The organism is Pseudomonas botevensis (assembly GCF_019145475.1).
Classification (GTDB): Bacteria; Pseudomonadota; Gammaproteobacteria; order Pseudomonadales; family Pseudomonadaceae; genus Aquipseudomonas; species Aquipseudomonas botevensis.
Window position 1 is genome coordinate 39978 of the sequence record NZ_JAHTKI010000019.1, and the last position, 25163, is coordinate 65140.

At 60.4% G+C, this 25163-nt stretch carries 19 protein-coding genes and 1 pseudogene; 8 read left to right on the top strand and 12 right to left on the bottom strand.

Annotation, left to right across the window (positions count from 1 at the left end):
- Nucleotides 1-70 precede the first annotated feature (70 nt).
- Both KVQ74_RS21710 and KVQ74_RS21715 read right to left on the bottom strand, forming a co-directional pair.
- Nucleotides 71-1984 carry an ATP-binding protein gene (locus KVQ74_RS21710; RefSeq protein ID WP_217833365.1) on the bottom strand — a complete coding sequence of 638 codons (1914 nt, stop codon included), beginning with the start codon at nt 1982-1984 and terminating at the stop codon, nt 71-73.
- A gap of 227 nt (nt 1985-2211) precedes the next feature.
- Complete coding sequence (locus tag KVQ74_RS21715) at nt 2212-2982, bottom strand: AraC family transcriptional regulator (protein ID WP_217833367.1); 771 nt, start codon at nt 2980-2982, stop codon at nt 2212-2214.
- A gap of 233 nt (nt 2983-3215) precedes the next feature.
- On the opposite strand from KVQ74_RS21715, the gene KVQ74_RS21720 reads away from it, so the two are divergent.
- The 6 genes and pseudogenes from KVQ74_RS21720 to KVQ74_RS29335 form a co-directional block, all read left to right on the top strand.
- Nucleotides 3216-4847, top strand: coding sequence for an APC family permease (locus KVQ74_RS21720; RefSeq protein WP_217833369.1), 1632 nt, complete (start codon nt 3216-3218; stop codon nt 4845-4847).
- Between the two features lie 22 nt (nt 4848-4869).
- Nucleotides 4870-5796 (top strand): 4-hydroxyproline epimerase, encoded by a 927-nt coding sequence (locus tag KVQ74_RS21725; protein ID WP_217833372.1) that lies wholly within the window; start codon nt 4870-4872, stop codon nt 5794-5796.
- A 55-nt stretch (nt 5797-5851) separates the two neighbouring features.
- Nucleotides 5852-6799 carry a dihydrodipicolinate synthase family protein gene (locus KVQ74_RS21730; protein WP_217833374.1) on the top strand — a complete coding sequence of 316 codons (948 nt, stop codon included), beginning with the start codon at nt 5852-5854 and terminating at the stop codon, nt 6797-6799.
- Nucleotides 6800-6897: 98 nt separating this feature from the next.
- Nucleotides 6898-8481 (top strand): aldehyde dehydrogenase (NADP(+)), encoded by a 1584-nt coding sequence (locus KVQ74_RS21735; protein ID WP_217833377.1) that lies wholly within the window; start codon nt 6898-6900, stop codon nt 8479-8481.
- Nucleotides 8478-9752 carry an FAD-dependent oxidoreductase gene (locus KVQ74_RS21740; RefSeq protein ID WP_217833379.1) on the top strand — a complete coding sequence of 425 codons (1275 nt, stop codon included), beginning with the start codon at nt 8478-8480 and terminating at the stop codon, nt 9750-9752. The genes KVQ74_RS21735 and KVQ74_RS21740 overlap by 4 nt, the downstream gene beginning before the upstream one ends.
- A 74-nt stretch (nt 9753-9826) precedes the next feature.
- Nucleotides 9827-9904, top strand: a pseudogene (locus tag KVQ74_RS29335) (hypothetical protein); the annotation flags it as partial.
- Between the two features lie 13 nt (nt 9905-9917).
- Here the strand turns inward: KVQ74_RS29335 and KVQ74_RS21745 are convergent.
- The 3 genes from KVQ74_RS21745 to KVQ74_RS21755 all read right to left on the bottom strand — a co-directional run bounded on the left by KVQ74_RS21745 (nt 9918) and on the right by KVQ74_RS21755 (nt 13075).
- A complete protein-coding gene (locus KVQ74_RS21745) occupies nt 9918-11132 on the bottom strand; it encodes an aldose 1-epimerase family protein (protein ID WP_217833457.1) in 1215 nt (404 codons plus the stop codon).
- Nucleotides 11133-11543: 411 nt separating this feature from the next.
- Nucleotides 11544-12395 carry an urea carboxylase-associated family protein gene (locus KVQ74_RS21750; protein WP_217833381.1) on the bottom strand — a complete coding sequence of 284 codons (852 nt, stop codon included), beginning with the start codon at nt 12393-12395 and terminating at the stop codon, nt 11544-11546.
- Between the two features lie 14 nt (nt 12396-12409).
- Nucleotides 12410-13075 (bottom strand): GntR family transcriptional regulator, encoded by a 666-nt coding sequence (locus KVQ74_RS21755; RefSeq protein ID WP_217833384.1) that lies wholly within the window; start codon nt 13073-13075, stop codon nt 12410-12412.
- 268 nt (nt 13076-13343) lie between these two features.
- Between KVQ74_RS21755 and KVQ74_RS21760 the strand changes: the two genes are divergently transcribed.
- Both KVQ74_RS21760 and KVQ74_RS21765 read left to right on the top strand, forming a co-directional pair.
- Nucleotides 13344-13835: a MarR family winged helix-turn-helix transcriptional regulator gene (locus KVQ74_RS21760; RefSeq protein WP_217833386.1), complete on the top strand. Its 492-nt coding sequence runs from the start codon at nt 13344-13346 to the stop codon at nt 13833-13835.
- Entirely contained in the window at nt 13828-14586 is a 759-nt protein-coding gene (locus tag KVQ74_RS21765) for a class I SAM-dependent methyltransferase (protein WP_217833388.1), read from the top strand. The genes KVQ74_RS21760 and KVQ74_RS21765 overlap by 8 nt, the downstream gene beginning before the upstream one ends.
- A gap of 24 nt (nt 14587-14610) precedes the next feature.
- Here KVQ74_RS21765 and KVQ74_RS21770 read toward each other — a convergent pair whose 3' ends face one another.
- The 7 genes from KVQ74_RS21770 to KVQ74_RS21800 all read right to left on the bottom strand — a co-directional run bounded on the left by KVQ74_RS21770 (nt 14611) and on the right by KVQ74_RS21800 (nt 25153).
- Nucleotides 14611-15627, bottom strand: coding sequence for an XdhC family protein (locus KVQ74_RS21770; protein WP_217833391.1), 1017 nt, complete (start codon nt 15625-15627; stop codon nt 14611-14613).
- 10 nt (nt 15628-15637) lie between these two features.
- The gene (locus KVQ74_RS21775) at nt 15638-16987 is read right to left on the bottom strand and encodes a c-type cytochrome (RefSeq protein WP_217833393.1); all 1350 of its coding nucleotides are present in this window, start codon (nt 16985-16987) and stop codon (nt 15638-15640) included.
- A 16-nt stretch (nt 16988-17003) separates the two neighbouring features.
- Nucleotides 17004-19232, bottom strand: coding sequence for a xanthine dehydrogenase family protein molybdopterin-binding subunit (locus KVQ74_RS21780; protein WP_217833395.1), 2229 nt, complete (start codon nt 19230-19232; stop codon nt 17004-17006).
- Entirely contained in the window at nt 19232-19699 is a 468-nt protein-coding gene (locus KVQ74_RS21785; RefSeq protein ID WP_217833398.1) for a (2Fe-2S)-binding protein, read from the bottom strand. Before KVQ74_RS21785 ends, KVQ74_RS21780 begins: the two co-directional genes overlap by 1 nt.
- Before the next feature lie 87 nt (nt 19700-19786).
- Nucleotides 19787-20719, bottom strand: coding sequence for an AraC family transcriptional regulator (locus KVQ74_RS21790; RefSeq protein WP_217833401.1), 933 nt, complete (start codon nt 20717-20719; stop codon nt 19787-19789).
- A 238-nt stretch (nt 20720-20957) separates the two neighbouring features.
- The gene (locus KVQ74_RS21795) at nt 20958-24047 is read right to left on the bottom strand and encodes an efflux RND transporter permease subunit (protein WP_217833404.1); all 3090 of its coding nucleotides are present in this window, start codon (nt 24045-24047) and stop codon (nt 20958-20960) included.
- Nucleotides 24044-25153: an efflux RND transporter periplasmic adaptor subunit gene (locus KVQ74_RS21800; RefSeq protein WP_217833407.1), complete on the bottom strand. Its 1110-nt coding sequence runs from the start codon at nt 25151-25153 to the stop codon at nt 24044-24046. The genes KVQ74_RS21795 and KVQ74_RS21800 overlap by 4 nt, the downstream gene beginning before the upstream one ends.
- Nucleotides 25154-25163 lie beyond the last annotated feature (10 nt).

Sequence of the window (25163 nt, forward strand, 5' to 3'; positions counted from 1 at the left end):
CCGGGTATCGGAGCTCTCAGTTTGTTACGTTTCTACTGCCTCATGCTGAAGCATCGACAGGCTTTTCATTTCACGCTTGCAGGCTCGAAAAGGAATCACTAAAAACCTTCGGTATAAACCGCCCCTCGCCCAACGTGACCATGGACTTCCTGACGATTACTCCCATCAGTTTTTCAATTTTTCCTTTCATTAAGCTTCTCAACTCAACAAATTCCGAAACCATGCATTCAGCCAGTTCGTGACCATTCATTTGCAAGTACCTGCTATCTCCAAGCAGCTTGATTCCCGATACATATTCCACCTCCACATTGCGAGAGTTTTCTTCTTTCAAAATCGCACATATAAACCAGTCAAAGGATTTTTGTAGCAATTCGGAATCCTGCAACCAAGCGCTCCAATTTACTTGACGGTCACAATAGCGTTCAATTGGGTATTCCCTAGTAAAGTCCATATGCAGCAAAAGCATTATACATATAGGATCCAGCGCTAAATTTTCCAGCGCGTACGCATAATCCTCACCTAATACGACAATGTTTTTTCCACTGACATTCTTGCGATCCCAATCCACCAGGCCGCGTACTGTAGTATCACCCTCAGCGGCAAGGGACTCGACCATCCCTGTTACCTGTTCGCAACTTCCAACCCCATTCAGCAAATTGACGAATTCGTCTACCTTATTTTTTTGAATGGAATCCCCAAACACCTGCTTAAACTTGTCACAGACCTGTTGCTTTGGCATTTTCGGTCCGGAACTGACAAAAGTCATGGTAATTCCCGGATCCAAAAGTTCCGGCCTATGACAAACGGCACCATAAATTTGAGTATACACTTCCGCATCATATAAACTTTCAACCAAAACCAATCGGCGATTAAAAGGACTCAGTGATATCTGCGTAACTCCATCAAGCAGAGTAGCAATCGCAAAATCCTTATCGACTGCCGTTACTGCACCATCAACAATAGAGTACAAAGAATTCTCAGGAGAAAGTGCAACTGTCGTTGGAGAATGAGTGCTCACAACAATTTTAATCGAAAACTCCCGACTAAATAACTCCAGAAAATTAATTAATTGAACAACCATGGAGGGGTGTAAAAATGCGTCTGGCTCATCCATCAGTAAAAGCTTTGGCACCAACTCAGTGTTTGTTTGCGAAAACTGGGAGCTGAACATTACCAAAGCCAGCCAGAGTAAGGTTTGCTCCCCTGATGACAAGTCACTTTCCTTGACTGGGGCTCCCGAAGCCTTCTCATAAAAAGACGCTATGTATTCGCCCCCATCCTCAGACGCACCTGGAATTCCGACACCTATTTTCCCATTAAATGTCTTGTCCAGAATTTCATTCAAAACAACCCAGGGCTGACGCCCATAGACACATTCAAACTCACTATCTTCTACATAGTAAGTTTCTTTCCCCCTGACAGCTGAGAGCCACATGGCATATTCGTTATCATGAAGCCTCTGAATATAACGAGTAAATATTGCCGTAATATTTTTTTCACCAAACATCTCAGCTTCAAAACCATCATAGTGGCTTGAGACCTCATCATCACTCAAATCGCTCGGATTCTTTGAAAGCTTTTTAGCAATTCCTCTAATTATTCTATGCGCATCCTTAAACATTAAAGAATTAGGATCACGCATTAAACCGACCTCGATATTAAATCGATCATGCTCCTTTTCAAAATCAAGCTTCCTACTCCTGAACAATTCCAGCAATGACTTTCTTCGAGCCAACGCATCCCTTTCAATATAGCGGCTATCTATTTTTGGTATAAATTTATCATGCGAAAGAAAGAGAACCTCACTGGTATTAATTCGTTCCTCTGAGGAAATTTGAATTTTTCCATTCTTAACCCCTTCAAAAAGTCTAGTCTTCCCGCAACCATTTTTCCCAATCAAAATGGAAACAGGCTTCACAATCGAAAATTTATTCTTTAAAACAAAGCCTTTTACTGGATCAACCCCAACAAAACTAATATCCATATCCACCCCAGCAAATCAAAACCAAATAATACCACTACGAACCCAGCCAAAACAAACAACAAACACAACAATCTAAAATAATATAAAACCCACACCTATAAATAATTTTTAGCTTTTCAATTAATGCCGAAACCATATTTACTCTCAACACTCAGCAGCAACACTGGAACATCCGCGCCCCCCCACACGACGCCAGAGTCCACAGCTTGCTTAAAGCGGAGTCGCGATCACTGCTCCGTCGCCTGTCGATACTGCCGTGGGGTAAACCCGGTCGATGCCTTGAACTGGCGGGTGAAGGCGCTGTGATCGGTGTAGCCGCATTGCAGCGCGACTTCGGTGATCGGCAGGTCGGTATGCAGCAGGCGATGGGCGTGTTCCAGACGCACTTTCTGGATCATCTGCCGCGGGGTCAGGTGGAAGACCCGTTTGCAGTAACGCTCCAGTTGCGCCACGGAAATCCCGGCGATGCGGGTCAGTTCGCCAAGGGTGACCCGGCGGTTGAAATGGCGGCGGATGTGTTCGTCGACAGCGGCCAGACGCTGAAACGCCGGGTGGGTTTCGCTGGCCGATTGCAGGTCTACGGAAATCCCGGCCAGGCCGATGATCTCGCCGTCGCGGTTGTACAGTGGCCGTTTGTGGGTCAGGCACCAACCCGGCTCGCGACTGCCGTACAGGTGCAGTTCGAGCTGATCCTCCAGCACAAACCCCTCCTCCAGCACCCGCCGATCCTGCTCGGTGTAGCCCGGTCCCAGTTGCGCCGGGAACACCTGCGCGCTGGTCTTGCCAAGCAGCGGGCGCAGGTCCTTCAAACCGCAACGCTGCACCAGGGTGCTGTTGGCCATGACGTAACGCGCCTGGACATCCTTGATGAAAATCGCCGCATTCGGGATCACGTCCAGCAGCGGCAACAGCGGCGCAACGCCGGCCAATAACCCTTCGAGGGTCTGCGGACGATTGGCTTCGTTGCCCTGGCACAGGATCGAAAACGCGTCGTGCATCGTGGAGTTGTCCCCTGCTGATGGTTCGGCCAGGTCCCCGCGCCGGGGCGTTCGCGTGCAGATTGCAGCAACGACGGGAGCCTGTCGAGGGCCATGTTTTATCTGCGCAACTGTGCCGATTTCGTCATCGATCCTGCCGCAAAACATCAATCGCGGCGCTGCCGATGAGTTCAAAGTCTGGACCGTCGATTGACACCTACTGCCTATCCAATAACTCACAAGAAGGCGATGCCATGTCAGGCCAAGGCAAGTTCAAGAAACAACTTTCATTGATAGACCTTACGTTTATCGGACTCGGCGCGATCTTCGGTTCGGGTTGGCTGTTCGCGGCCAGCCACGTGTCCGCCATCGCCGGGCCGGCGGGGATTTTTTCCTGGCTGCTGGGCGGTTTCGCCGTGTTGTTGCTGGGCATCGTTTACTGCGAGTTGGGGGCGGCACTGCCCCGGGCCGGCGGTGTGGTGCGTTACCCGGTCTACTCCCACGGGCCGCTGCTCGGTTACCTGATGGGCTTCATCACCCTGATCGCGTTCTCCAGTCTGGTCGCCATCGAAGTGGTCGCTTCGCGGCAATACGCGGCGGCGTGGTTCCCCGGCCTGACCCAGGCTGGCAGCGGCGATCCGACGGCGCTGGGCTGGCTGGTGCAGTTCGGCCTGCTCTGTGTGTTCTTCCTGCTCAACTACCGCAGCGTGAAGACCTTCGCCAAAGCCAACAACCTGGTGAGCGTGTTCAAGTTCATCGTGCCGCTGCTGGTGATCGGCGTGCTGTTCACCTTCTTCAAACCGGAAAACTTCCAGGTTCAGGGTTTCGCCCCGTTCGGCCTGTCCGGCATCGAAATGGCGGTGTCTGCCGGCGGCGTGATCTTCGCCTACCTCGGCCTGACGCCGATCATTTCAGTGGCCAGTGAAGTGAAGAACCCGCAGCGCACCATCCCGATTGCGCTGATCCTCTCGGTGCTGCTGTCGACCGCGATCTACGTGCTGCTGCAAACCGCGTTCCTCGGCGGCATCCCGACGGAAATGCTCGCCAACGGCTGGGCCAGCATCAACAAGGAGTTCGCCCTGCCGTACCGCGACATCGCCCTGGCGCTCGGTGTGGGCTGGCTGGCGTATCTGGTGGTCGCCGACGCGGTGATCTCACCGAGCGGCTGCGGCAACATCTACATGAACGCCACGCCACGGGTGATCTACGGCTGGGCACAGACCGGCACCTTCTTCAAGGTCTTCACCCGCATCGATGAAAAGTCCGGGATCCCGCGCCCGGCGCTGTGGCTGACCTTCGCCCTGTCGGTGTTCTGGACCCTGCCGTTCCCGTCCTGGGAAGCGTTGATCAACGTCGTCTCCGCCGCGCTGGTGCTGAGTTACGCGGTGGCGCCGGTGTCCGTCGCCGCCCTGCGCCGCAACGCGCCGAACATGCCACGCCCGTTCCGGGTCAAGACCATGGGCCTGCTCGGGCCGGTGTCGTTCATCATCGCTGCGCTGATCGTCTATTGGTCGGGCTGGAGCACCGTGTCCTGGCTGCTCGGCCTGCAAATCCTGATGTTCGTCGTGTACCTGCTGTGCGGCCGTTTCGTGCCGACCGCACACCTGAATCTTGGCCAGCAAGTGCGCTCCTCGGCGTGGCTGATCGCGTTCTACGCGGTGACCATCGTCCTGTCGAAACTCGGCACCTTCGGCGGCCTGGGCATCCTCACCCACCCATTCGACACGCTGGTCGTCGCGGCTTTCGCCACCGGCATCTACTACTGGGGCGCCGCCACCGGCGTACCGGCCCACCTGCTGCGTCTGGACGACGACGCGGATGAAAGCGAAGTCGCTGCCCAATCCACTGGCACCACCGCCAACCCGCGTCCTGCCGGCGCCTACTGAAACCTTGCAACGGGACACGTCCATGAAACGAGTACACGTCATTGATTCGCACACCGGCGGCGAACCCACGCGCCTGGTGATGAAGGGATTCCCTGAGCTGCCTGGCAGCAGCATGGCTGAGAAACGCGATGCCTTGCGCACCCAGCACGACCAATGGCGCCGGGCCTGCCTGCTGGAGCCGCGCGGCAACGATGTGCTGGTCGGCGCGCTGTATTGCGAGCCGGTGTCGGCAGACGCCACCTGCGGGGTGATCTTCTTCAACAACGCCGGTTACCTGGGCATGTGCGGCCACGGCACCATCGGCCTGATCGCCTCGTTGCAGCATCTGGGTTTGATCGAGCCCGGCGTACACAAAATCGACACGCCGGTCGGTCAGGTCAGCGCCACCCTGCATGACGACGGCGCGGTGACTCTGGGCAACGTGCCCGCCTACCGCCATCGCAAGCAGGTGCCGGTGGACGTGCCGGGATATGGCCGGGTGTTCGGCGACATCGCTTACGGCGGCAACTGGTTTTTCCTGGTGTCCGAGCACGGCCAAAGCCTGACGATGGACAACGTCGAGCACCTCACCGCCTACACCTGGGCGATGCTCAAGGCCCTCGAAGACCAGGGCATTTTCGGCGAGGACGGTGCCGTCATCGACCACATCGAACTGTTCGCCGACGACGACCAGGCTGACAGCCGCAACTTCGTCATGTGCCCCGGCAAGGCCTATGACCGCTCGCCGTGCGGCACCGGCACCAGCGCCAAACTCGCCTGCCTCGCTGCCGACGACAAGCTGCAACCCGGCGAGCGCTGGGTGCAGGCGAGCATCACCGCCAGCCAGTTCGAAGGCCGCTTCGAATGGGAAGGCGAGCGCATCCGCCCGTACATCACCGGCCGCGCCTACATGACGGCCGACAGCACGTTGCTGATCGACGAAACCGATCCGTTCGCGTGGGGCATCTGAGCCGCCGCGCTGTTTTTCCACCCAATCCGACTGAACGTTCCAAGGAGCTAGAACAATGAGCGACAACATCTTCACCGGCTGCATGCCTGCCCTGATGACCCCGTGCACCGCCCAGCGCAAACCGGACTTCGACGCCCTGGTGGCCAAGGGTCGCGAGCTGATCGACATCGGCATGAGTGCGGTCGTCTACTGCGGCTCCATGGGTGACTGGCCGCTGCTCACCGAAGCCGAGCGCCAGGAAGGCGTGGCGCGGCTGGTGGCCGCCGGCATTCCGACCATCGTCGGCACTGGTGCCGTGAACACTCGCGAAGCGGTGGCCCACGCGGCTCACGCGGCGAAGGTCGGCGCCCAAGGCCTGATGGTCATCCCGCGAGTGCTGTCCCGTGGTGCTTCGCCGGCTGCGCAGAAAGCTCACTTCGCCGCGATTCTGCAAGCCGCGCCGAAGCTGCCGGCGGTGATCTACAACAGCCCTTATTACGGCTTCGCCACCCGCGCCGACCTGTTCTTCGACCTGCGCCGCGAGTACCCGAACCTGATCGGCTTCAAGGAATTCGGCGGTGGCGCCGACCTGCGCTACGCCGCCGAAAACATCACCTCCAAGGATGACGACGTGACCCTGATGGTCGGCGTCGACACCCAGGTGGTCCACGGTTTCGTCAACTGCAACGCCACCGGCGCCATCACCGGCATCGGCAACGCCCTGCCCCGCGAAGTGCTGCAACTGGTGGCCCTGAGCAAGCAAGCGGCCAAGGGTGATGCCAAGGCCCGTCGCCAGGCACGGGAGCTGGAATCGGCGCTGGCGGTGCTGTCGTCGTTCGACGAAGGCACCGATCTGGTGCTGTATTACAAACACCTGATGGTGCTCAACGGCGACAAGGAATACACCCTGCACTTCAACGAAACCGACGCGCTGAGTGACTCCCAGCGGCGGTATGCAGAGGCGCAATATTCGCTGTTCCGCCACTGGTACGAGAACTGGTCGGCAGAACAGAACTTCGCCTGATCCTGCGATGCGGGGCTGTGTGCCTCGCATCTTTTTTTCTTGCCTGCCGTGCCCTGCGCCCATGCAGGGCGACGGCCACTTTTTATCAGGAACACACCATGACACTGACGGGCCACATGCTGATCGGACAGCAAACCCTCGCGGGCAACCGTGAAGCCATTCACGGGATCAACCCGGCCACCCATGCCGCGCTGGAACCGGCCTACGCCGGCGGGTCGGCCGAACATGTCGAGCAGGCTTGCGCATTGGCCTGGGCGGCGCTGGATGGTTATCGCGAAACACCGCTGAGTGCGCGGGCGGCGTTTCTGGAAACCATCGCCCAAGAAATCGAAGCCATCGGTGATGAGCTGATTGACCGCGCCATGGCCGAAACCGGCCTGCCCCGCGCCCGCTTGTCGGGTGAGCGCGGACGCACCTGCCAGCAACTGCGGATGTTTGCCCGCACCGTGCGTGCCGGTGAGTGGCTGGATGTGCGGGTTGATCCGGCGCAACCGCAACGCCAGCCGATGCCGCGTTCGGATCTGCGTCAACGGCAGATTCCGCTGGGGCCGGTGGCGGTGTTCGGGGCGAGCAATTTTCCGCTGGCGTTCTCGGTGGCGGGCGGCGATACCGCTTCGGCGCTGGCGGCTGGCTGCCCGGTGATCGTCAAGGCGCACGGCGCGCATCCCGGCACCAGTGAACTGGTCGGGCGCGCGGTGACGCGGGCGGTCAAGGCCTGTGGTTTGCCGGAAGGTGTCTTCTCGCTGCTATACGGTTCGGGGCGCGACGTCGGGATTGCGCTGGTCACCGATCCGCGTATCAAAGCCGTGGGCTTCACCGGTTCGCGCAGTGGTGGACTGGCGCTGTGCCAAGCGGCGCAGGCACGGCCTGAGCCGATTCCGGTGTACGCGGAAATGAGTTCGATCAACCCGGTGTTGCTGTTTCCGGCAGCGTTGCAGAATCGCGCTGAGGGATTGGCCCAAGGGTTTGTCGCGTCACTGACGTTAGGGGCGGGTCAGTTCTGCACCAATCCCGGGTTGGTGATTGCCCAACAAGGGCCGGCGTTGGACAGCTTTGTGGCTGCCGCTGCCAGGCTCATCAAGGTTTGCGCGGCGCAAACCATGCTCACGCCAGGAATCTTCAATGCCTATGAGGCAGGCGTGAGTTTACTGGCCGAGAACGCCTGGGCGCAGGTTGTGACTGCCGGCCAGATCGGCACCGGCCCGAATCAATGTCAGGCTCATCTGTTCATCACCAACGCGAGCGACTTCCTCGCCGATCACACCCTGCAAGTCGAAGCCTTCGGCGCCGCTTCATTGATCGTGCAATGCGCCAGCGACGATGAAATCCGTCAGGTCACCGAACACCTCGAAGGCCAGTTGACCGCCACCCTGCATCTGGATGACGCCGACCTCGAACAGGCGCGTAAATTGCTGCCAATCCTTGAGCGCAAGGCTGGACGCCTGTTGGTCAACGGCTGGCCCACCGGCGTCGAAGTCTGCGACGCCATGGTTCACGGTGGCCCGTTCCCGGCCACCTCGGATGCGCGCAGCACCTCGGTCGGCACCGCTGCCATCCTGCGTTTCCTGCGCCCGGTCTGCTACCAGGACTTCCCCGACAGCCTGCTGCCCGCCGCGCTGAAACACGACAACCCTTTGCAGCTTCGCCGCCTGCTCGACGGCCAACGGGAAACCCAGGCATGAGCCAGAACGCCTCCCAACACGACGCCGACATTGCCGTGATCGGCGCCGGCATCATCGGTGTCGCCAGCGCCCTGCGCCTCGCGCGCCAGGGCAAACGCGTGATCGTCCTCGACCCACAGGAACCCGGCCACGGCGCGTCCTTCGGCAACGCCGGACACCTGGCCACCGAACAAGTCTTCCCGATCGCCGACACTTCCATCCTCAAGCGCCTGCCCGCCATGCTCATGGACCCGATGGGACCACTGCGCCTGGACTGGAAATACATGCCCCGCGCATTGCCGTGGTTCACCCGGCTACTGCTGAACCTGCGCCCGGCGCCGTTTCAGCGCACGGTGGCGGGATTACGGGCGCTGAATGAGGCCAGCCTCGATGCGTGGCGCCGGTTGCTCGACGATATCGGGCGAGCGGATTTGCTCAAGGTGGAGGGGTCGTTGTTGGTGTTCGAACGATCAGAATCCCGCCAAGCCATCGACGCCTTGCAGGCCCGGATGCGACAGCAGGGCGTGCCAGTGGATTATTGGCAGGTCGGGACGATACGCGAGACTGCGCCGCAACTGAGCGAGCAGATTCAGGGCGGGTTGTTTTTCCCGAGTACCGGGCACTTTATCGACCCCTACCTTGTGGTTTGCGAACTGGTCAAAGCCGCAAAAGCGTCCGGCGTGAAATTCGTCAAACAAGCGGTTCGCGACGGCGTCGTTCGCGAGCACGGCGTTTCCCTCGTCACCGAGAACGGTGGGGTGACGGCCTCTCAGGTACTCATCGCCTGCGGCGCCCACTCGGCCAGACTCACCGCCGCACTGACCGGCAAAAAAGTCCCGCTCGACACCGAACGCGGCTATCACCTGATGCTGCCCCACGAACACGACCGCCTGCCCTTCCCCGTTACCTCGCTGGAACGCAAATTCATCATGACGCCGATGACTGAAGGGTTGCGGCTGGCCGGGACGGTGGAATTTGCAGGGCTGGAGCGGCCGCCGAGCATGGAGCGAGCGTGGCAGTTGCATCGCTTGAGCAAGGGTTTGTTTCGCAACGATTTGAATGTGGACGGGGCTACGACGTGGATGGGGTTTCGACCTTCGTTGCCGGATTCGTTGCCAGTGATTGATCGGGTTTGTGAGGGGAAGGTGCTGTTAGCGTTTGGGCATCAGCATTTGGGGCTGACGCAGGGGGCGGTGACGGCGGAGATGGTTGGGGGGATGGTGATGCCAGATGCTGGTAATCGGGTTGGCGGGCTGCCGGCGATCCAGGCCTACAACCTGGATCGTTTTTGAGAGGTAATTTTTTCTGATTGAAAGCAGCCGTTGGGGATTGGCTGCTTTAGGCTAGGAGCGGGTAGTCCCTGTCGTTGCGATCAGCCCATCGACGGCTCAAGATCGCGCGCACACCGGCGGATCTTGAGCTGGCCGACGGGATCAGACGCGGACATTTGGCCGATGTCACCCCTTGGTCAGATCAACCAATGGCGTCTGTCGCACCTCAGTCTCCCGTCCACCCTGAATCTCGCTCACCTGCTTCAAGGCCTTATCCACAGCCGCCTTATCCGCCAACAAGCTGTAGCGGATGCGGAACTGCTTGTGTTCCTTCGGTCCGATTGTCGGTACCAGGTTCAGTGGCCGCTGATAACGGCGGTTGTAGGAAAAACTTGTCCCCGGTTCCAGCCCCGTCACATAACCCTGGCCTTGGGTATCCGTGTTTTTCCATAGGGAAAACACGGGCAGTGTCTGAGTATTGAAGCCAACCGAAACGCCCAGGCTGCCGGCCTTGTTATGCAACACGGTCAACGTATCGCCTTTGGCATCGGCGTACGGCACTACGTTGTAGACCGTTTCGTCGTAGTCCCTGGTCGGAGCGCGGTACGTTTGCCATTCGGGCAGATCGCCCTTGGCCTTGTCGTTGAACGGCGACACCTGTTTCACCGGCGCGACGAAACGAGCGCCCTGCTCCAGGAACGGGGTGCTGAAGTTACTGTGATATAGCGCCTGGTATTCCTTCGGATAATCGCCATTGTTGGTCAGGGTGTCGTTGAGGGCGAACACTACGCTGCCGGGCTCGGTGACCAGTTCGGTCGCCACAGAGAAGTCGACCTTCTTGAACGCCTGCTCTTTCAGTTCGCCGCGCAGTGTGATGGCGTACGGTGGTATTTCATCGATGTGCAGGGTGACTTTGTTCGCAGGAATGTTGGCGGCCCGACCGTGCAGCGTCAGCAGTTCGCCATTGTCGACGCCGGGGTGGCCGACCCATTCGTATCCGCAGCGGGTGACCAGCTCGTTGAAACCTTCCAGCCAGCCCAGACCACCGCGACCATTGAGTTCGATGAAGGACGGATTGACCACTTCCTTGACCGGGGAATCCCAGCCCATGCGCACATTGCCGACCGAGGCCTGCAAGACGTTCATTCCCCGTGTCGGCACTACCGAGAGTTTCATCGTGCCGTTATCGATATCAACGATGCTGACGCCTTCCTGCCGACCACCATGCAAGGTGCGCAGGGTAACGCTGAAGGGATTGTCGGTCTTTATGCCAAGTTGCTGACTGGTGATCTGCCAGTTCTGCGCGGCTTTGTCGGTGTCGAGCAGAACGTAATCCCAGGCCATGGCGTGAGAGGCAGCGGACAATGCGCTGAGGGCAACAACGAGTTTGAGCGGGGTCATGGCAATAGCCTTTCTTGGAGTTGTGCGCTTTTTATAAACTTGATGAAACGTTTCAGCAAGCTTAAAAAATGACACAACGCTGGTCTTTGCCAAGAAGTGTTTTTTGGACAGGCCCAAAGCAGTCCTTGCCCAATAGCAAAGCCGACTTGAATGAGCAGGCCATTTCAAAGTCACTGTCTCTATGGTCCAACCATCGGGGGCAGTAAAGGGGGAGACTGCCGCCATAGATGCCAGCCATGCGGATGGCCTTGTTTTCAAGTGCTCCGATGCCCTCGCATTCGATCAACGAGACCGCCCTGCCCTTAAACCATTCAGTAAATGCAAAAAAAGGGAGACGGTTTATTCAATCCGTCTCCCTCTTTTTGAGATCTGAAACATACGCCTTCACTCGGTTTTCAATCGCCCCGCCCCTTACTTTTCCCACTCGGCCTTGGGAATCAGCAAGCCGTGGTTACCGTTGTAAGCAGCGCGCTCGGGCTGTTTCCAGCCCTCCAGCAGCGAATCGTCGAGACGGTAGATTTCCACCCCGAGCGGACGGCAGACCTTCAACGGATCCTCGGCGTCAGGCCCCCACATCGGCAATGACAGGTCACCACCCGGACAGGTGGACAATGCGCAGAGCAGATCGATTTCCGCGAAGAACTCCAGGTAGTCGCCCTGCTTCGCCGGGCACGCTTTCATGAAGTACATGTCGTCGTGATTCAGGCCCGTGCACTGAAAGATGTTCAACACATCGTGTACGTCGAACTCGGTCAGGCCGTGTGGCAACACCGCGCGGGTCAGGTTGGAGTGGCAATGGTGGTGGAAATCCTCGCCCGTGAGCATCTTGTTCACGTAAGGATCGCAGCGCGTGCCGAGCAGATCGTGCAAACGGCCGCCATGTTCATCGATGCCGTAGCCGGCCAGGCTGTCGTCGGTGATGGTGACCATCGGTCGCAGGAACGGCAGGTTCGACCACAAGCGGTCGTAGGTGGTGACGTGTGCGCCTTGCAACTGACGGGTGCGGGACGCCCACATGCGTTCGCGGGGATCGTTGGCGCTCCACACGTTGAAGTCGCCGACTTGCGGCCCCACGGGCGTGGTCACGCGAAACACATGCCCCGCCGGCACCTTCCAGGCGCGGCCGGTGCGAATCGGCACTTCGAATTGCTCGACCAATGTGCGGCCTTCCCTGTTCTCGCGCACGCGGTCATAAAACGCTTTGTCTACCTGCAATGCGGCGCCCTTGCTGACCTGATAGGCCGCTGGATAATCCTTGTACATGATGGATCCTCTCTTCAGTGTTTTGCTCGGTTGTTCAGAATGTCCAGCAGCACGAGTTCGGAGTCGTTGAGGTAGCTGCTCATGGCTTCCCCGGCTTCCTTCTTGCGGCCATCGCCCAGCAGGTCGTGAATATGCCGGTCGCGCTCAAACCAGGGTTTCTGGAAGGTTTCCTCGTTGGGGGCGTTGGAAAACACCAGGCGCATCTGGGCCGCCACGTGGGTGAAGAATTCGTCGAACAGCGGGCTGCGCATCAGGCCGACGATGTGTTGGTGAAAACGCAGGCTGTGCGTACCGAAGGCTTGCCAGTTCTCGCGATCCCGGGCCAGTTGCGCCGCCTCGATGGCATCGAGCATCAGATCGGACTGGAACTCGCGTAACGGCTTGCTTGCGGCGATAGCCTGCAATTCGAGCGTGCGGCGGACCTTGAAGAGGTCGCGCACATCGTCGATTCCCATGCGGCGCACCATCACGCCTTTGTTGCGCACATAGCTGGTCAGGCCTTCGCGACCCAACTGGTGCAGCGCCTCGCGGACGGTGTTGCGCGAGGCGTTGTAGGCGTTGACCAGTTCGCTTTCCACCAGTGGCATGCCCGGCAACAGGCGCCCGCCAATGATGTCTTCGCGCAGTTCGATGGCGACCTGATCCGGCAGCGACAGGCTTTTTTCATGGGTTTGACTCACCGTTGCATGCCCTCCCTTCACAACGCACAGATTGTTCAACAATCACTCTTGAACGTATTAGCGAGTTTCATGCCAGTTACCGAATTCAAGGACTGCTTGAAGGCTCTGTCTGGAGAACGCTTTTTATGGGCAGGCGAACACGGCGCGATTCGTTACTGAAGGCAACGTTGCAGATCAATCGCCAGTCACGAGACCCCCTGACGGACTCGGCTTGCAAATTACATTAGCGCTAATGTAGTTTGTAATGCATCTGTTGGAGACGATGACCATGAATCAAAAAGTCGAGCCCGGCCTGGGCGAACTGCTGCGCTATGTATCGGAGTTGGTCGAACTGGGCGCCGAAGCGCACTACCAGCAAATGGGCATGAAGTACCGGGCGCGCTACACCCCTGTGCTGCGCGCCATTCGCTCAGGTGCGCGGACGGTGACGGAGATCACCGCGCGCTCGCATCTGACCCAGGGCGCCATCAGTCAGACTGTCAGCCACATGGAGGCCGAAGGTGTGATTTCCCGTCAGCGCGGTGAGGATGGACGGCAGACGGTGATCGAGTTGACTGCCGCCGGCAAGGAGTTGGTGACCAGACTGAATGCACACTGGGCGGCCACGTTCGAAACCATCGAGCAGTTGGAAACCGAGGTTGGCTATCCCCTTCGCCGAGTGCTCGAAGACACCGCCAGAGCCCTGGAGCAACGCGGTTTCTCGCAGCGCCTGAGCGACTTCAAACAAAGCCAGATCGCCGGAGTTTCCGCCCATGAATAACACGGATGCAGCAAGCAAGAACTGGTTCGATCAGGGTGGCTCGGCCTACGCGAAGTTCAGGCCGGAATACCCGGCGGAACTCGCGGCGTACCTGGCCTCGGTGGCGCCGGACACCTTTCTCGCAGTCGACGTCGGATGCGGCAACGGCCAGTTGACCCGGCAGCTCGCCGAGCATTTCAACTCCGTCGCTGGTTTCGATCCCAGTGAAGACCAGATTACCCACGCGGCACCGCAAGAGAACGTCAGTTACCGCTGCGCGCCAGCGGAAGATCTGCCGCTGTTGAGCCGCAGCGTGAGCCTGGTGACGGCGGCGCAAGCCGCTCACTGGTTTGATTTGCCGAAGTTCTACGACGAGGTGCGCCGGGTGGCGGTGCCGAACACGGTTGTGGCGCTGATCAGTTACGGCGTACTGCGCATGGACGGTGAGCTGGGCGCTCGCTTCAAGCGCTTCTACCGGGATGAAATCGGCCCGTTCTGGCCCGCCGAACGCAAGCTCGTGGACAGCGGTTACGCCACCCTCGACTTTCCGTTCACCGAGCTGGAAAGCCCCTCGATCGCCATTCATCTGGACTGGTCTCTGGACGAGTTTCTCGGCTACGTCTCGACCTGGTCGGCAGTGCGCAATGCCCGGGACTCGGGGCGCGAAGACCTGCTGCATCGCTTCGCCGCTGATATCGCCGAACGCTGGGGCGCCCCCGCCACTCGCCACTCGATTTCCTGGCCCATCAACATGAGGATCGGACGGCTATGAACGACGGGCAACCGACCTCCCCGTTCAGTTGTGCAAAGCCGCCAGAGACGCCTTGGCACTGGCCACATTCAGCGCCCCCGGCAAACCAACGCCATTTTTCGCCGCGAGAATCTCGGCCATCACACTGACCGCGATTTCCGCCGGGGTCTTGCTGCCGATGTAGATCCCGATCGGCCCATGCAGGCGTTCAAGCGAGTCTTGCGTTTCGCCGAAATGCTCGATCAACCGCTCACGGCGTAGCTGGCTGTTGCGCCGTGAGCCGATGGCGCCGATGTAGAACGCCGGCCCGTGCAAGGCCTCAAGCAAGGCCAGGTCATCCAGTTTCGGATCGTGACTGAGGGCGACGATGCAGGTGCGCAGGTCGACGGCAAAATCCCGCACGACGTCATCCGGCATGCCGACAATGCGCTCCACTCCGCTCACCGCCCACGTCTGCATATGCTCGGGGCGCGGATCGCAGACCGAAACCTTGAAGCCGTTGAACAACGCCATGGTCGCCAGGTATTCGGCCAGCGCGCCGGCGCCGATCATCAGCAGGCGATAACCGGGGCCAAGGGTATTGACCATCTGCTCGCCGTCGAAGCTGAACTGCTCCGGAGTGGCAGTGGGTTGGAGCGTGACTTCATCGGTCGTCAGCACCAATTGGCGGCGCACCAATTGCCCGGAGTCGAGCTGGCTCAGCAGTACATCCAGCGCTTGCCATGCGGGGCTGAATTCGAGGATCAATTCGAGCGTGCCGCCACAGGGTAAACCAAAGCGGTGAGCCTCGTCGGCGCTGACACCGTAACGCACCACTTCGGGCGGCCCGTCCGCCAGGCCATCGCCGCCGTAGGCCGTGGTGTAACGGTGGATCAGGTCGTCTTCGATGCAGCCACCGGAAACGCTGCCCACCACCCGGCCATCGTTACGCAGGGCCATCATCGACCCCACCGGCCGCGGCGATGAGCCCCAAGTGCGCGCCACCGTGGCAAGCAGCACGCGGTCGCCAGCGGCGAGCCAGTCCCGCGCGCTGCGCAGAACCAGCAAGTCGATGCTTTCCATCACCCCCTCCTTAACGCATCTGCAGAATGATCGGGCTGCTGCTGGCCGGATCGGTGTGTTCGCGCAGTTTGCTCACCGCTTTCGCGTCCACCGCCTCGCTGCGATTACCCCAGGTGCTGCGCACGTAGGTAAGGACTTCGGCAATCTGCTGATCCGAAAGTTGCTCGCGAAAGGCCGGCATGCGATAGGCGTCCGGCACACCAGCAGCGACCACGCGTTGCGAGCCGTTGAGGGTGATGTTGATCGCCGAGGCATTTTCCGACGCCAGTGCGGAAGTGGCGCCGGCCAGTGGCGGCATCCACTCTGGCTGGCCCTTGCCATCCAGGCCATGACAGGACGCGCAGCGGGTCTCATACGTGTGGGCGCCCGGCGTGTTGGGCTTCGTAGCCGCCACTGACTGGTACTGCCACGGCGTGCCGTCACGCTGATGATCGCCCGGCAACGATTTGAGGTAACGAGCGATGGCCGCCAGATCCTCATCGTTCATGAACTGCGTGGAGTTGTTGAACGCCTCGGTCATCGAGCCGAACACCACCGCATGCTGGTTGCGACCGGTCTTGAGGAACTGCACGATCTCCGGCTCGGTCCAGCGCCCGAGGCCGGTGTTGTGATCGTTGCGCAGGCTCGGTGCGTACCAGCCATCGAGCAACGCACCGGCAAGGAACGGCGTGCCGGATTCATCCAGCGCTTTTTCGTTGAACGCCAGCCCGCGCGGGCTATGGCAACTGCCGCAATGACCGGCGCCCTGAACGATGTAGGCCCCGCGATTCCACAACGGGTCCTGTCCGGCTTTTTCCACATAGGGCGCGGAGTCGGTGAAAACGCCGTTCCACAACGCGACCGGCCAGCGCATATTCAGCGGCCAGGGAATGTCGCTGGGGATGTTGGCCTGCTTGACCGGCGCCACGCCCTTCATGAAGAACGCGTACAAGGCGCGAACATCATCGTCAGAGAGTTTGGCGTAGGACGGATACGGCATGGCCGGGTAAAGCCGCCGCCCTCCCGGCGCGACGCCATGGCGCACCGCCCGGTCGAATTGCGCCAGGCTGTAGTTGCCAATCCCGGTCTCGCGATCCGGGGTGACGTTGGTAGCGTGGATCGCACCCAACGGAGTCGCCATTTCCAGGCCGCCGGCGAAGGGCGCACCACCGGGCACGCTGTGGCAGGCGACGCAGTCGCTGAGCGGGGCGACATATTCGCCACGAGCGACCAGTGCCGGGTCGATATCGGCCACGGCGACCTGGCGGCTTTCAAAAGGCGAGACGGGCTCGCGGGTGACATACCAGGCCAGCAGGCCGGCCGCGATCAGGCACGGCACGGCCAACCAGCCAGCGGTTCTTGCGAATCGGCTGTTGTTCATGAAGGCTCCGGCGCGGTCAGGTAAAGGTGTATCGGCTGAGCGGCATGCTGCGGATGCGCTGGCCGGTCAGTCTCGCCACGGCGTTGGCAACCGCCGGCGCCACGGCCGGCAGCGGCGGCTCACCGATGCCGCCCATTTTTTCCCCACTCTCGACAATCCGCACATGCACCCGGGCCATCCGTGAAGGCGGCAGAATCGGGTACAAGTCGTAGTTGCGCGCGCGGGGTTTGCCGTCGACGTACACGGCCTCCTCCACCAGTACCTGCGACAGGCCCAGCGCGACCGCGCCACTGACCTGCGCCTGGACGATCGCCGGGTTGACGATGCTGCCCGGATCGATCGCCTGCCAGATGTCATGCACCTTGACTTGCCCATGCTCGATCGACACCTCGGCGATCACCGCCGTCTGCGTGCCGAACGGCGAGGCCATGGCGACACCGCGCGCACGCTTGCTGCCGTCCTCGGCGGTAAACGGACCGCGTTTCCAGCCGCCGGACAACTCACCCACCGCTTGCAGCAACGTGGTCAGGCGCGGGTTGTCGCGCAGCAGGTGCAGACGCAATTCGTAGGGGTCTTTGCCGCCCTTGTCGGCGATTTCATCGAGGAACGCTTCGTAGAAGAAGTCGTTGAGCGAGTTACCCACCGAACGCCAGTAACCGAGCATGGCCGGGCCTTTGACGTAGATCTGCGCGATCCGCTTGTTGGGGATCGCGTATGACTTGCCCGCGAGGCCCTCGAGGGCGGTCGGGTCGATTTTTTCGCCCTGTTTGCCGGCGAGCGCCTCGGTCGGCCCTTCAGTAGCGCTGACCGCCTCGATAGCCAGCGGCATGCCATCGCTGTCCAGTGCAGCGCGGAAATTGACGGCAGCGATTGGCCGCAGCGCATCGCGCACGAACTCTTCCTCGCGGCTCCAGATCAGCTTGACCGGACGCCCGACTGCCTTGGCCAGCGCAATCGCTTGCGGGTAGGGATTGGCCGACTCATAGAGAAAATGCCGCCCGAAAAACCCGCCCAGCAAGGGCGAATGCAAGGTGATGCGCGCAGGATCGAGACCGGTGCGCTTGGCGATGTCCGCACGGAACATGTCAGGCGCCTGATTCGGCAGCCAGACTTCCAGCGAGCCGTCGGGATTGAAGCGAGCCAGCGCAGACGGCGGTTCCAACTGGCCGTGGTTGAGGTACTGGTTGTGATACGTGGCTTGGAGTGTGGTCTTGGCACTGGCCAGCGTTGCGGCCACGTCGCCTTCGTTTTCAGCGTCGCGGGCCGGGCCTTTCTCGGCTGCCAGACGTTTTACGTAAGCATCACTGGAAAAATCCGCCGGCATCGACCGGAGCCTGGAGTCGGCGCCCGCCTCCAGCCAGTCGACCTGAATCGCCTCCACCGCACGCTTGGCGTGCCACCAACGCTCGGCCACCACCGCTACGGCGCCGGGCAATTGATGCACCGAATGCACGCCCTTCATGGCCTTGACCTGCTCTTCATTGCGCAGGCTGCCGACGGTCATGCCCAGGCGCGGCGCATGCTGCACCGCCGCGTGGAGCATGTTGTCGACTTTCAGATCAATGCTGTACAGCGCCTTGCCGGTCGACTTGTCATACGCATCGACACGCTTGACCGGTTTGCCGATCCAGCGGAACTGGCTCGGATCGCGCAGTTTCACACTGGCAGGGTCCGGCACCGGCAGGTCCATCGCGCGCTCGGCCAATTCGCCGTAGGTCAGCGTGCGGCCCGAAGCGGCATGCACCACTTTGCCCGGTTCGGTCGTCAGCTCGCCCACCGGCACACCCAGTTTCTCGGCACCGGCCTGCAACATCATGGCCCGCGCCAAAGCACCGAGGCGGCGCATGGTCGGGTAGCTCAGGCGCACCGACATGCTGCCGCCGGTGATGCGCATCCCGTTGTCCAGCACCACGTAGGCTTCGCCCGGTGGCGCGGCCTCGACCAGGAAAGTCGCGGGGTCTGCGTCCAGCTCCTCGCCGACGATCTGCGCCATGGCGGTGTGGGTGCCCTGCCCGCCTTCCATGAACGGACTGAGCAGGCGCACGGTGTTGTCCGGACGGATTTCCAGAAACGCCGGCACTTGCGTGCCGCGTTCGGTCGCGGCGGCCGCCGCCAGGGCTCTGCCCGAACCGAGCGGCAGGCCGAAGCCGAGCACCAGCGCACCCACGGCAGTGCCGGCGAGGAAGCGCCGGCGAGATACGTTGACCGGATCAGTCAGATTCAGGCTTTCAATGGGCAAGTTCATCACGCCTCCCCCTTCGTCGCGGACAACCCGGCAAGGTCATGAACCGCTGCCTGAATCGCGTTGTAGGTGCCGCAGCGGCAGAGATTGACCATCGCCGCTTCGATCTGCTCATTGCTCGGTTTGGGGTTATTCTTCAGCAGTGCCGTGGCGGCCATGACCTGCCCGGACTGGCAATAGCCGCACTGGGCGACCTGATGCTCCACCCAGGTCGCCACCACACGTTTGCCGACATCATCCGTCTCGATGGCTTCGATGGTGGTGACCTCACGCCCGACCACACCGGCCACCGGCGTCACGCAGGAGCGCACCACGTTGCCGTCGACCAGCACGGAGCACGCGCCGCACTGCGCCAGACCGCAACCGTATTTGGTGCCGGTCATGCCCAGGTCATCGCGGATCACCCACAACAGGGGCGTATCGGCGTCGGCATCGACCTGATAGGTCTTCTGGTTGATTCGTAATTCCATGGGCTCACCCGCTGATCATCGGTTGCTGTGTTTTTTATAGGCGGTGATACGCAGCGAGGCATATCACCGGTGAAAACGGTGCGGCGGTTAACTCGCGGCGCTGCTGACCACCGCCTCTTCCGGCGGCTGGGCACGCAGTTGGGCAATGTCATCTCGGGGGGCTCTGCCGAACAGCCGGCCGTACTCGCGGCTGAACTGCGAAGGGCTTTCGTAACCGACGGCAAACGCCGCCCGCGAGACCTCAAAGCGTTCGCTGAACATCAGCCGCCGCGCCTCGTTCAGGCGCAGCCACTTCTGATACTGCAAAGGGCTCATAGCGGTCAGCTGACGAAAGTGGTGATGAAAGGTCGGTGTGCTCATCTGCACCCGCGCCGCCAGCTCCTCGATGCGCAGTGGCTCGCCGTAGTTGAGTTTGAGCCAGTCGATGGCCTTGGCAATGCGGTAGCCCTGACCATCGACCGCCGTGAGCTGGCAAAGGCGCGCGGCCTGATCGCTGTTGAGCAACCGATAGTGGACCTCGCGCAGAATCAGCGGCGCGAGCACCGGGATCGCCTCGGGTTCATCAAGCAGCGCCAGCAAACGGCCGAGGGCCTGCTCCAGCGTCAAGACCATGCTGCCAATGCCGACACCCGCGCCAATCGCACGACTGCGGGCCGCGGGCATACCGCCCTTGGTGATGACCTCGGCCAGCAACGCCACATCCAGCTTCAACACCAGCCCGACGCAAGGCTGCTCGGGGCTGGCACTGAGTACCTCGGAATTGGCCGGAAGCTCAAGGGAGGTAATCAGAAAGCGCGAGCTGTCATAGCGATAACCCTCGGCACCGACCCACAGCCGTTTCTCGCCACGGGCGACCAGAATCAGACTCGGTTCAACGATGCAAATGGACGGTGGCACTGGATGATCGCGACGAAACAACGCAAGGCCGGGGATCGCCGTCGCGAAATCTCCTGCATGACTGACACGCGGATCAATGCTCGAGGCCAGAGACGATTCCTGGGGGGGACTGACATGGATCATGGTGGCTGGCTCCTGTTGACGGAACTCTAGCCTGCGAGCAAGGGCATTCCTATCTGCCGGACGGCATGTTCAGAGGAATAGGCAAGTATTCGATTGGATTGCGCAAGCGTGCAGGTCCGACTCAACGGCTACCAGGCGTTCCCGCAAGCCTCCAATCAAGCGCCGGGGTTTCCCGGCAACCTGTTGAGTGAACAACGAGAGGACGCAGTGGCGCCCTCTCTTCAGCCTGCTTCGCGGGCTATACCGGTTCTGCTGCTTCAGTTTGCCATTGACTGACTGAGCCGATCTTGAACCAGATGGAGTACATCGCCGGCAGGAACACCAGTGTCATGATGGTTCCGACGAGCGTACCTCCGATCAGTGTGTAGGCCAGCGTCCCCCAGAATACGGAGTGCGTCAGGGGGATGAACGCCAGGATGGCTGCCAACGCTGTCAGCAACACAGGGCGGGCACGCTGCACGGTGGCTTCGATCACCGCGTGGAACGGGTCCAGTCCTTCTTGCGCGTTGTGGTGGATTTGTCCAATCAGAATCAGCGTATTGCGCATCAGAATGCCCGAAAGCGCGATCAGGCCGACCAGGGCGTTGATTCCAAACGGTTGCTGGAAGATGAGCAAGATCGGCACCACGCCAATCAACCCCAGCGGCGCGGTGAGAAACACCATCATCATCGCCGAGATCGAACGCACCTGCAGGATGATGATCAGCAGCGTGATCGCAATCATGATCGGGAGCAGCGGCAATATCGCCTTGCCGGCCTTGCCCGACTCCTCGATGGCCCCCGACTGCTCGATGCGATACCCATCAGGCAGCTTGTCGATGACCGGCTGCAACTGCGTCATGATCACGCTCGATACGTCCGGTGGCTGCAAGCCTTCGGCAATGTCGCCGCGCACGGTAATGGTCGGCGTGCGGTCACGACGGCGAAGGATTGGTTCCTCCATGCGGACGTCGACTTCCCCTACCTGGGACAGCGGAATCCGCTGCCCCGCCGCGCCCACGAGCGTAAACCCTTGTATTTTTGCCGGGTCGAGCCGGATGTCACCCGCCGCACGCCCGGTCACCTGCACCGAACGAATGTCCTCACGAACGGCCGTGATAGGGATTCCCGTGAGCAAAAACTGCAGCTGCTGCGCGACAGCGCTGGACGTCAGCCCCACCGCCTGCAAACGGTCCTGATCCAGGGTGAAATGCAGCGTGGGTGTCAGCGCTCCCCAGTCAGTGTTGACCGTTCTCATCATCGGGCTCGCCTGCATCACTTCCTGTACCTGGCCGGCGATCTCGCGCAATTTTGAAGGGTCAGGCCCCATCACCCGATAGGCGACAGGAAATGGCGAATAGGGGCCAAACACCAGTTGCGTCACCCTGACACGCGCTTGCGGAGCAAGCCCTTGCGCCACTGCCTCACGAAGGCGGAACTTGAGGGACTCACGCGCCTCCTGACTGTCCGTCAGCACCACAATCTTTGCGAATGACGGGTCTGGAAGCTCCGGCGCCATTGCCAGGTAGAAGCGCGGCGCACCTTGCCCGATATAGGCCGTGACGATTTTTGCTTCAGCCTGCTTTTGCAGCCAGGATTCAATCGTGGCGGTGGTGCTGCTGGTCTGCTCGATGGAGGTCCCATAGGGCATTTGCACTTCGACCAACACTTCTGGACGGTCCGATGTGGGGAAAAACTGTTTCTTGACCAGGCTCATGCCGAGAATCGCCACGACAAACGTAGTGATAACCGTACCGGCCACCAGCCATTTGCGGGCGATCACACGCGCCAGAACCCGGCGGAAGCGGTTGTAGTTAGGAGTGTTATAGATGGCCGTGTGGCCACCTTCGACCGTGTTGATCTTCGGCAACATCTTCACACCCAGATAGGGCGTGAAAGCCACCGCAACGACCCATGAAGCAATCAGGGCAATGCCCACGATCCAGAACATGTTGCTGGTGTACTCGCCCGCTGTTGACTGTGCGAAACCATTGGGCAAAAAGCCGATAGCGGTTACCAGCGTGCCGGAAAGCATCGGTGCGGCCGTATGACTCCAGGCATACGCGGAAGCCTTGATGCGGTCGTAGCCCTCCTCCATCTTCACCACCATCATCTCGATGGCAATGATCGCATCGTCCACCAGCAGGCCAAGCGCCAGAATCAACGACCCGAGAGTAATACGATCGAAGTTCTTTCCAGTGGCCGCCATCACCACAAACACCACGGCCAGCGTCAACGGCACAGCCGCCGCCACCACGATACCGACATGCCAGCCCATGCTGAGAAAGCAGACAAGCATCACGACCAGCAGTGCGACGAAGAACTTGATCATGAACTCGTCGACGGCCGAACTGATATTCACAGACTGATCGGTGACCTTGGTGAGCGTCATGCCCAGCGGCATGCCCTCGTTGATGCTGGTGGTCTCTGCGTCCAATGCCTTGCCCAGGTCCAGGCCGTTCCAGCCCTCACGCATCACAACCCCCAGCAACAGAGCCTCCTCTCCGTTATTGCGCACCAGGAACGTGGCCGGATCTTCATATCCACGCTCGACCGTCGCCACGTCCGAGAGCTTTAATGTTCGGCCTTGAACCGCAAGAGGCGTATCACGAATCTTTTGCACCTTGTCGAAGGCACCGTCGAGGCGCAGGAAGACTTGCGGCCCATCGGTTTCAATCGAGCCGGCTGGCGTGAGCACGTTCTGCTGATTCAGCGCGGCAAAGATATCCTGAGGTGATACGCCCAGCGTGGCCAGTCGATCATGGGAGAAGGAAACAAAGATGCGTTCAGCCTGTTCACCAATGATGTTGACCTTCTTTACTCCCGGCACGTGCAGCAGGCGCTGGCGCAACGATTCCGCATCACGCACCAGCAGCCTCTGCGGCTCGCCTTTGGCTTTCAGGGCGAACAGCGCAAATGTCACATCTGAAAACTCGTCGTTGACCATCGGGCCAATCACACCCGCCGGTAACTTGATGGCCTCATCGTCGAGTTTTTTACGGGCCTGATAGAACTCCTCCTGCACTTGGGAGGGAGGCGTGCGATCAAGCAGTGTCACCATCGTGAAAGCGAGACCTGGACGGGTGTAGGTTTCCGTGCGGTCATACCATTTCAATTCCTGCAGGCGTTTTTCAAGCGGCTCTGCAACCTGATCCTGCATCTCTTGCGCCGTAGCCCCCGGCCACGCGGTCACGACCGTCAGTTGCTTGACCGTAAACGGAGGATCTTCCGCACGTCCCAACTGGAAGAACGACAGGACCCCTGCAACAGCGATCAGGAAGATCAGGAATACCGTGATCGAGCGCTCGCGAACGGCGATCGCCGAAAGATTGAAGCGTCCCTGGCTCATGGATGGCTCCCGGCAACGTTGACGTCACCCTGTTGAGCCAGCCTCACCTCCTCACCATCGCGCAGCAGATGGGCCCCCAGCGCAACAATCTGCTCGCCAATTTTGAGTTCACCTGTAACTCGCGCTGCGTCATCGCTCAAGCCCAGAACCCGAACAGGTCGCCAGGCAACCTTCGCCGGCTCGCCGGCAATGACCCACACCCCTGTGCCTTGGCCCGCGTCATAAACGGCAGCGATCGGTACTTGCAGCGTTTGTCCATTTGCAGTGCCTTGGGCGATCCGAACAGTGACTGTCGAACCCAGCGGCGCATTGGCCAACGCGCCTTCAAGCACATAGCGCGCCTCAAAGGTGCGCGTCATGCGATCGGCCGAATCAGAAAGCAGCCTCAGCTTCGCGGTGACAACCCCAATGCTGTTGCCGTAAAGCGTCGCCTGCGCTGTGGATCCTGCTGCCGGACGTAGCGTTTCGGGCAGATGAACTATCGCTTCTCGCTGCCCCGCGCGCGCGAGTCGAACCACAGGTTGCCCCGGACTGACGACTTGGCCCGGCTCGGCAAGCGTCTCCACCACCACCCCATCGGAATCCGCAAACAACACCGCGTACCCGGAAGCATTGCCAGCCACGTCAGCCTGCGCCTCGGCAGCACTGAGCTGTGCCTTTGCGGTATCAGCCGCTGCCTTGATCTGGTCGTACGCCGATGCAGAAATCGCCCCGGCAGCGACGAGGTTGCGATACCGGGCCTCGTCATCAGTGGTCTGCTTGGCTCTGGCCCGAGCCGCGATGACCGACTCTTGCTGTGCTCGCGCCTGCAAGCCGAGATCGATTGGGTCGAGACGCATGAGTGGCTGCCCGCGCTTGACGGCCTGCCCCGTATCAACCAGACGCTCAAGTACCTTGCCTGAAACGCGAAAGCCCAGGTCACTCTGCACACGGGCAGCCACGATTCCCGTGAAAGTGCGCGAAACGTCGGAGGCGCCCTGAACGGCAAAAGCCCTCACCAGAGGAGCATGCGTGCGTGGATCTTCAGCGGTGGATGAGTCGCCGCACGCTGCCAGGACGAGTGGCAACAGGCAAGCCGCAATGGGGACAGGACGAAGCAGGCGCATAGGTTCCCTT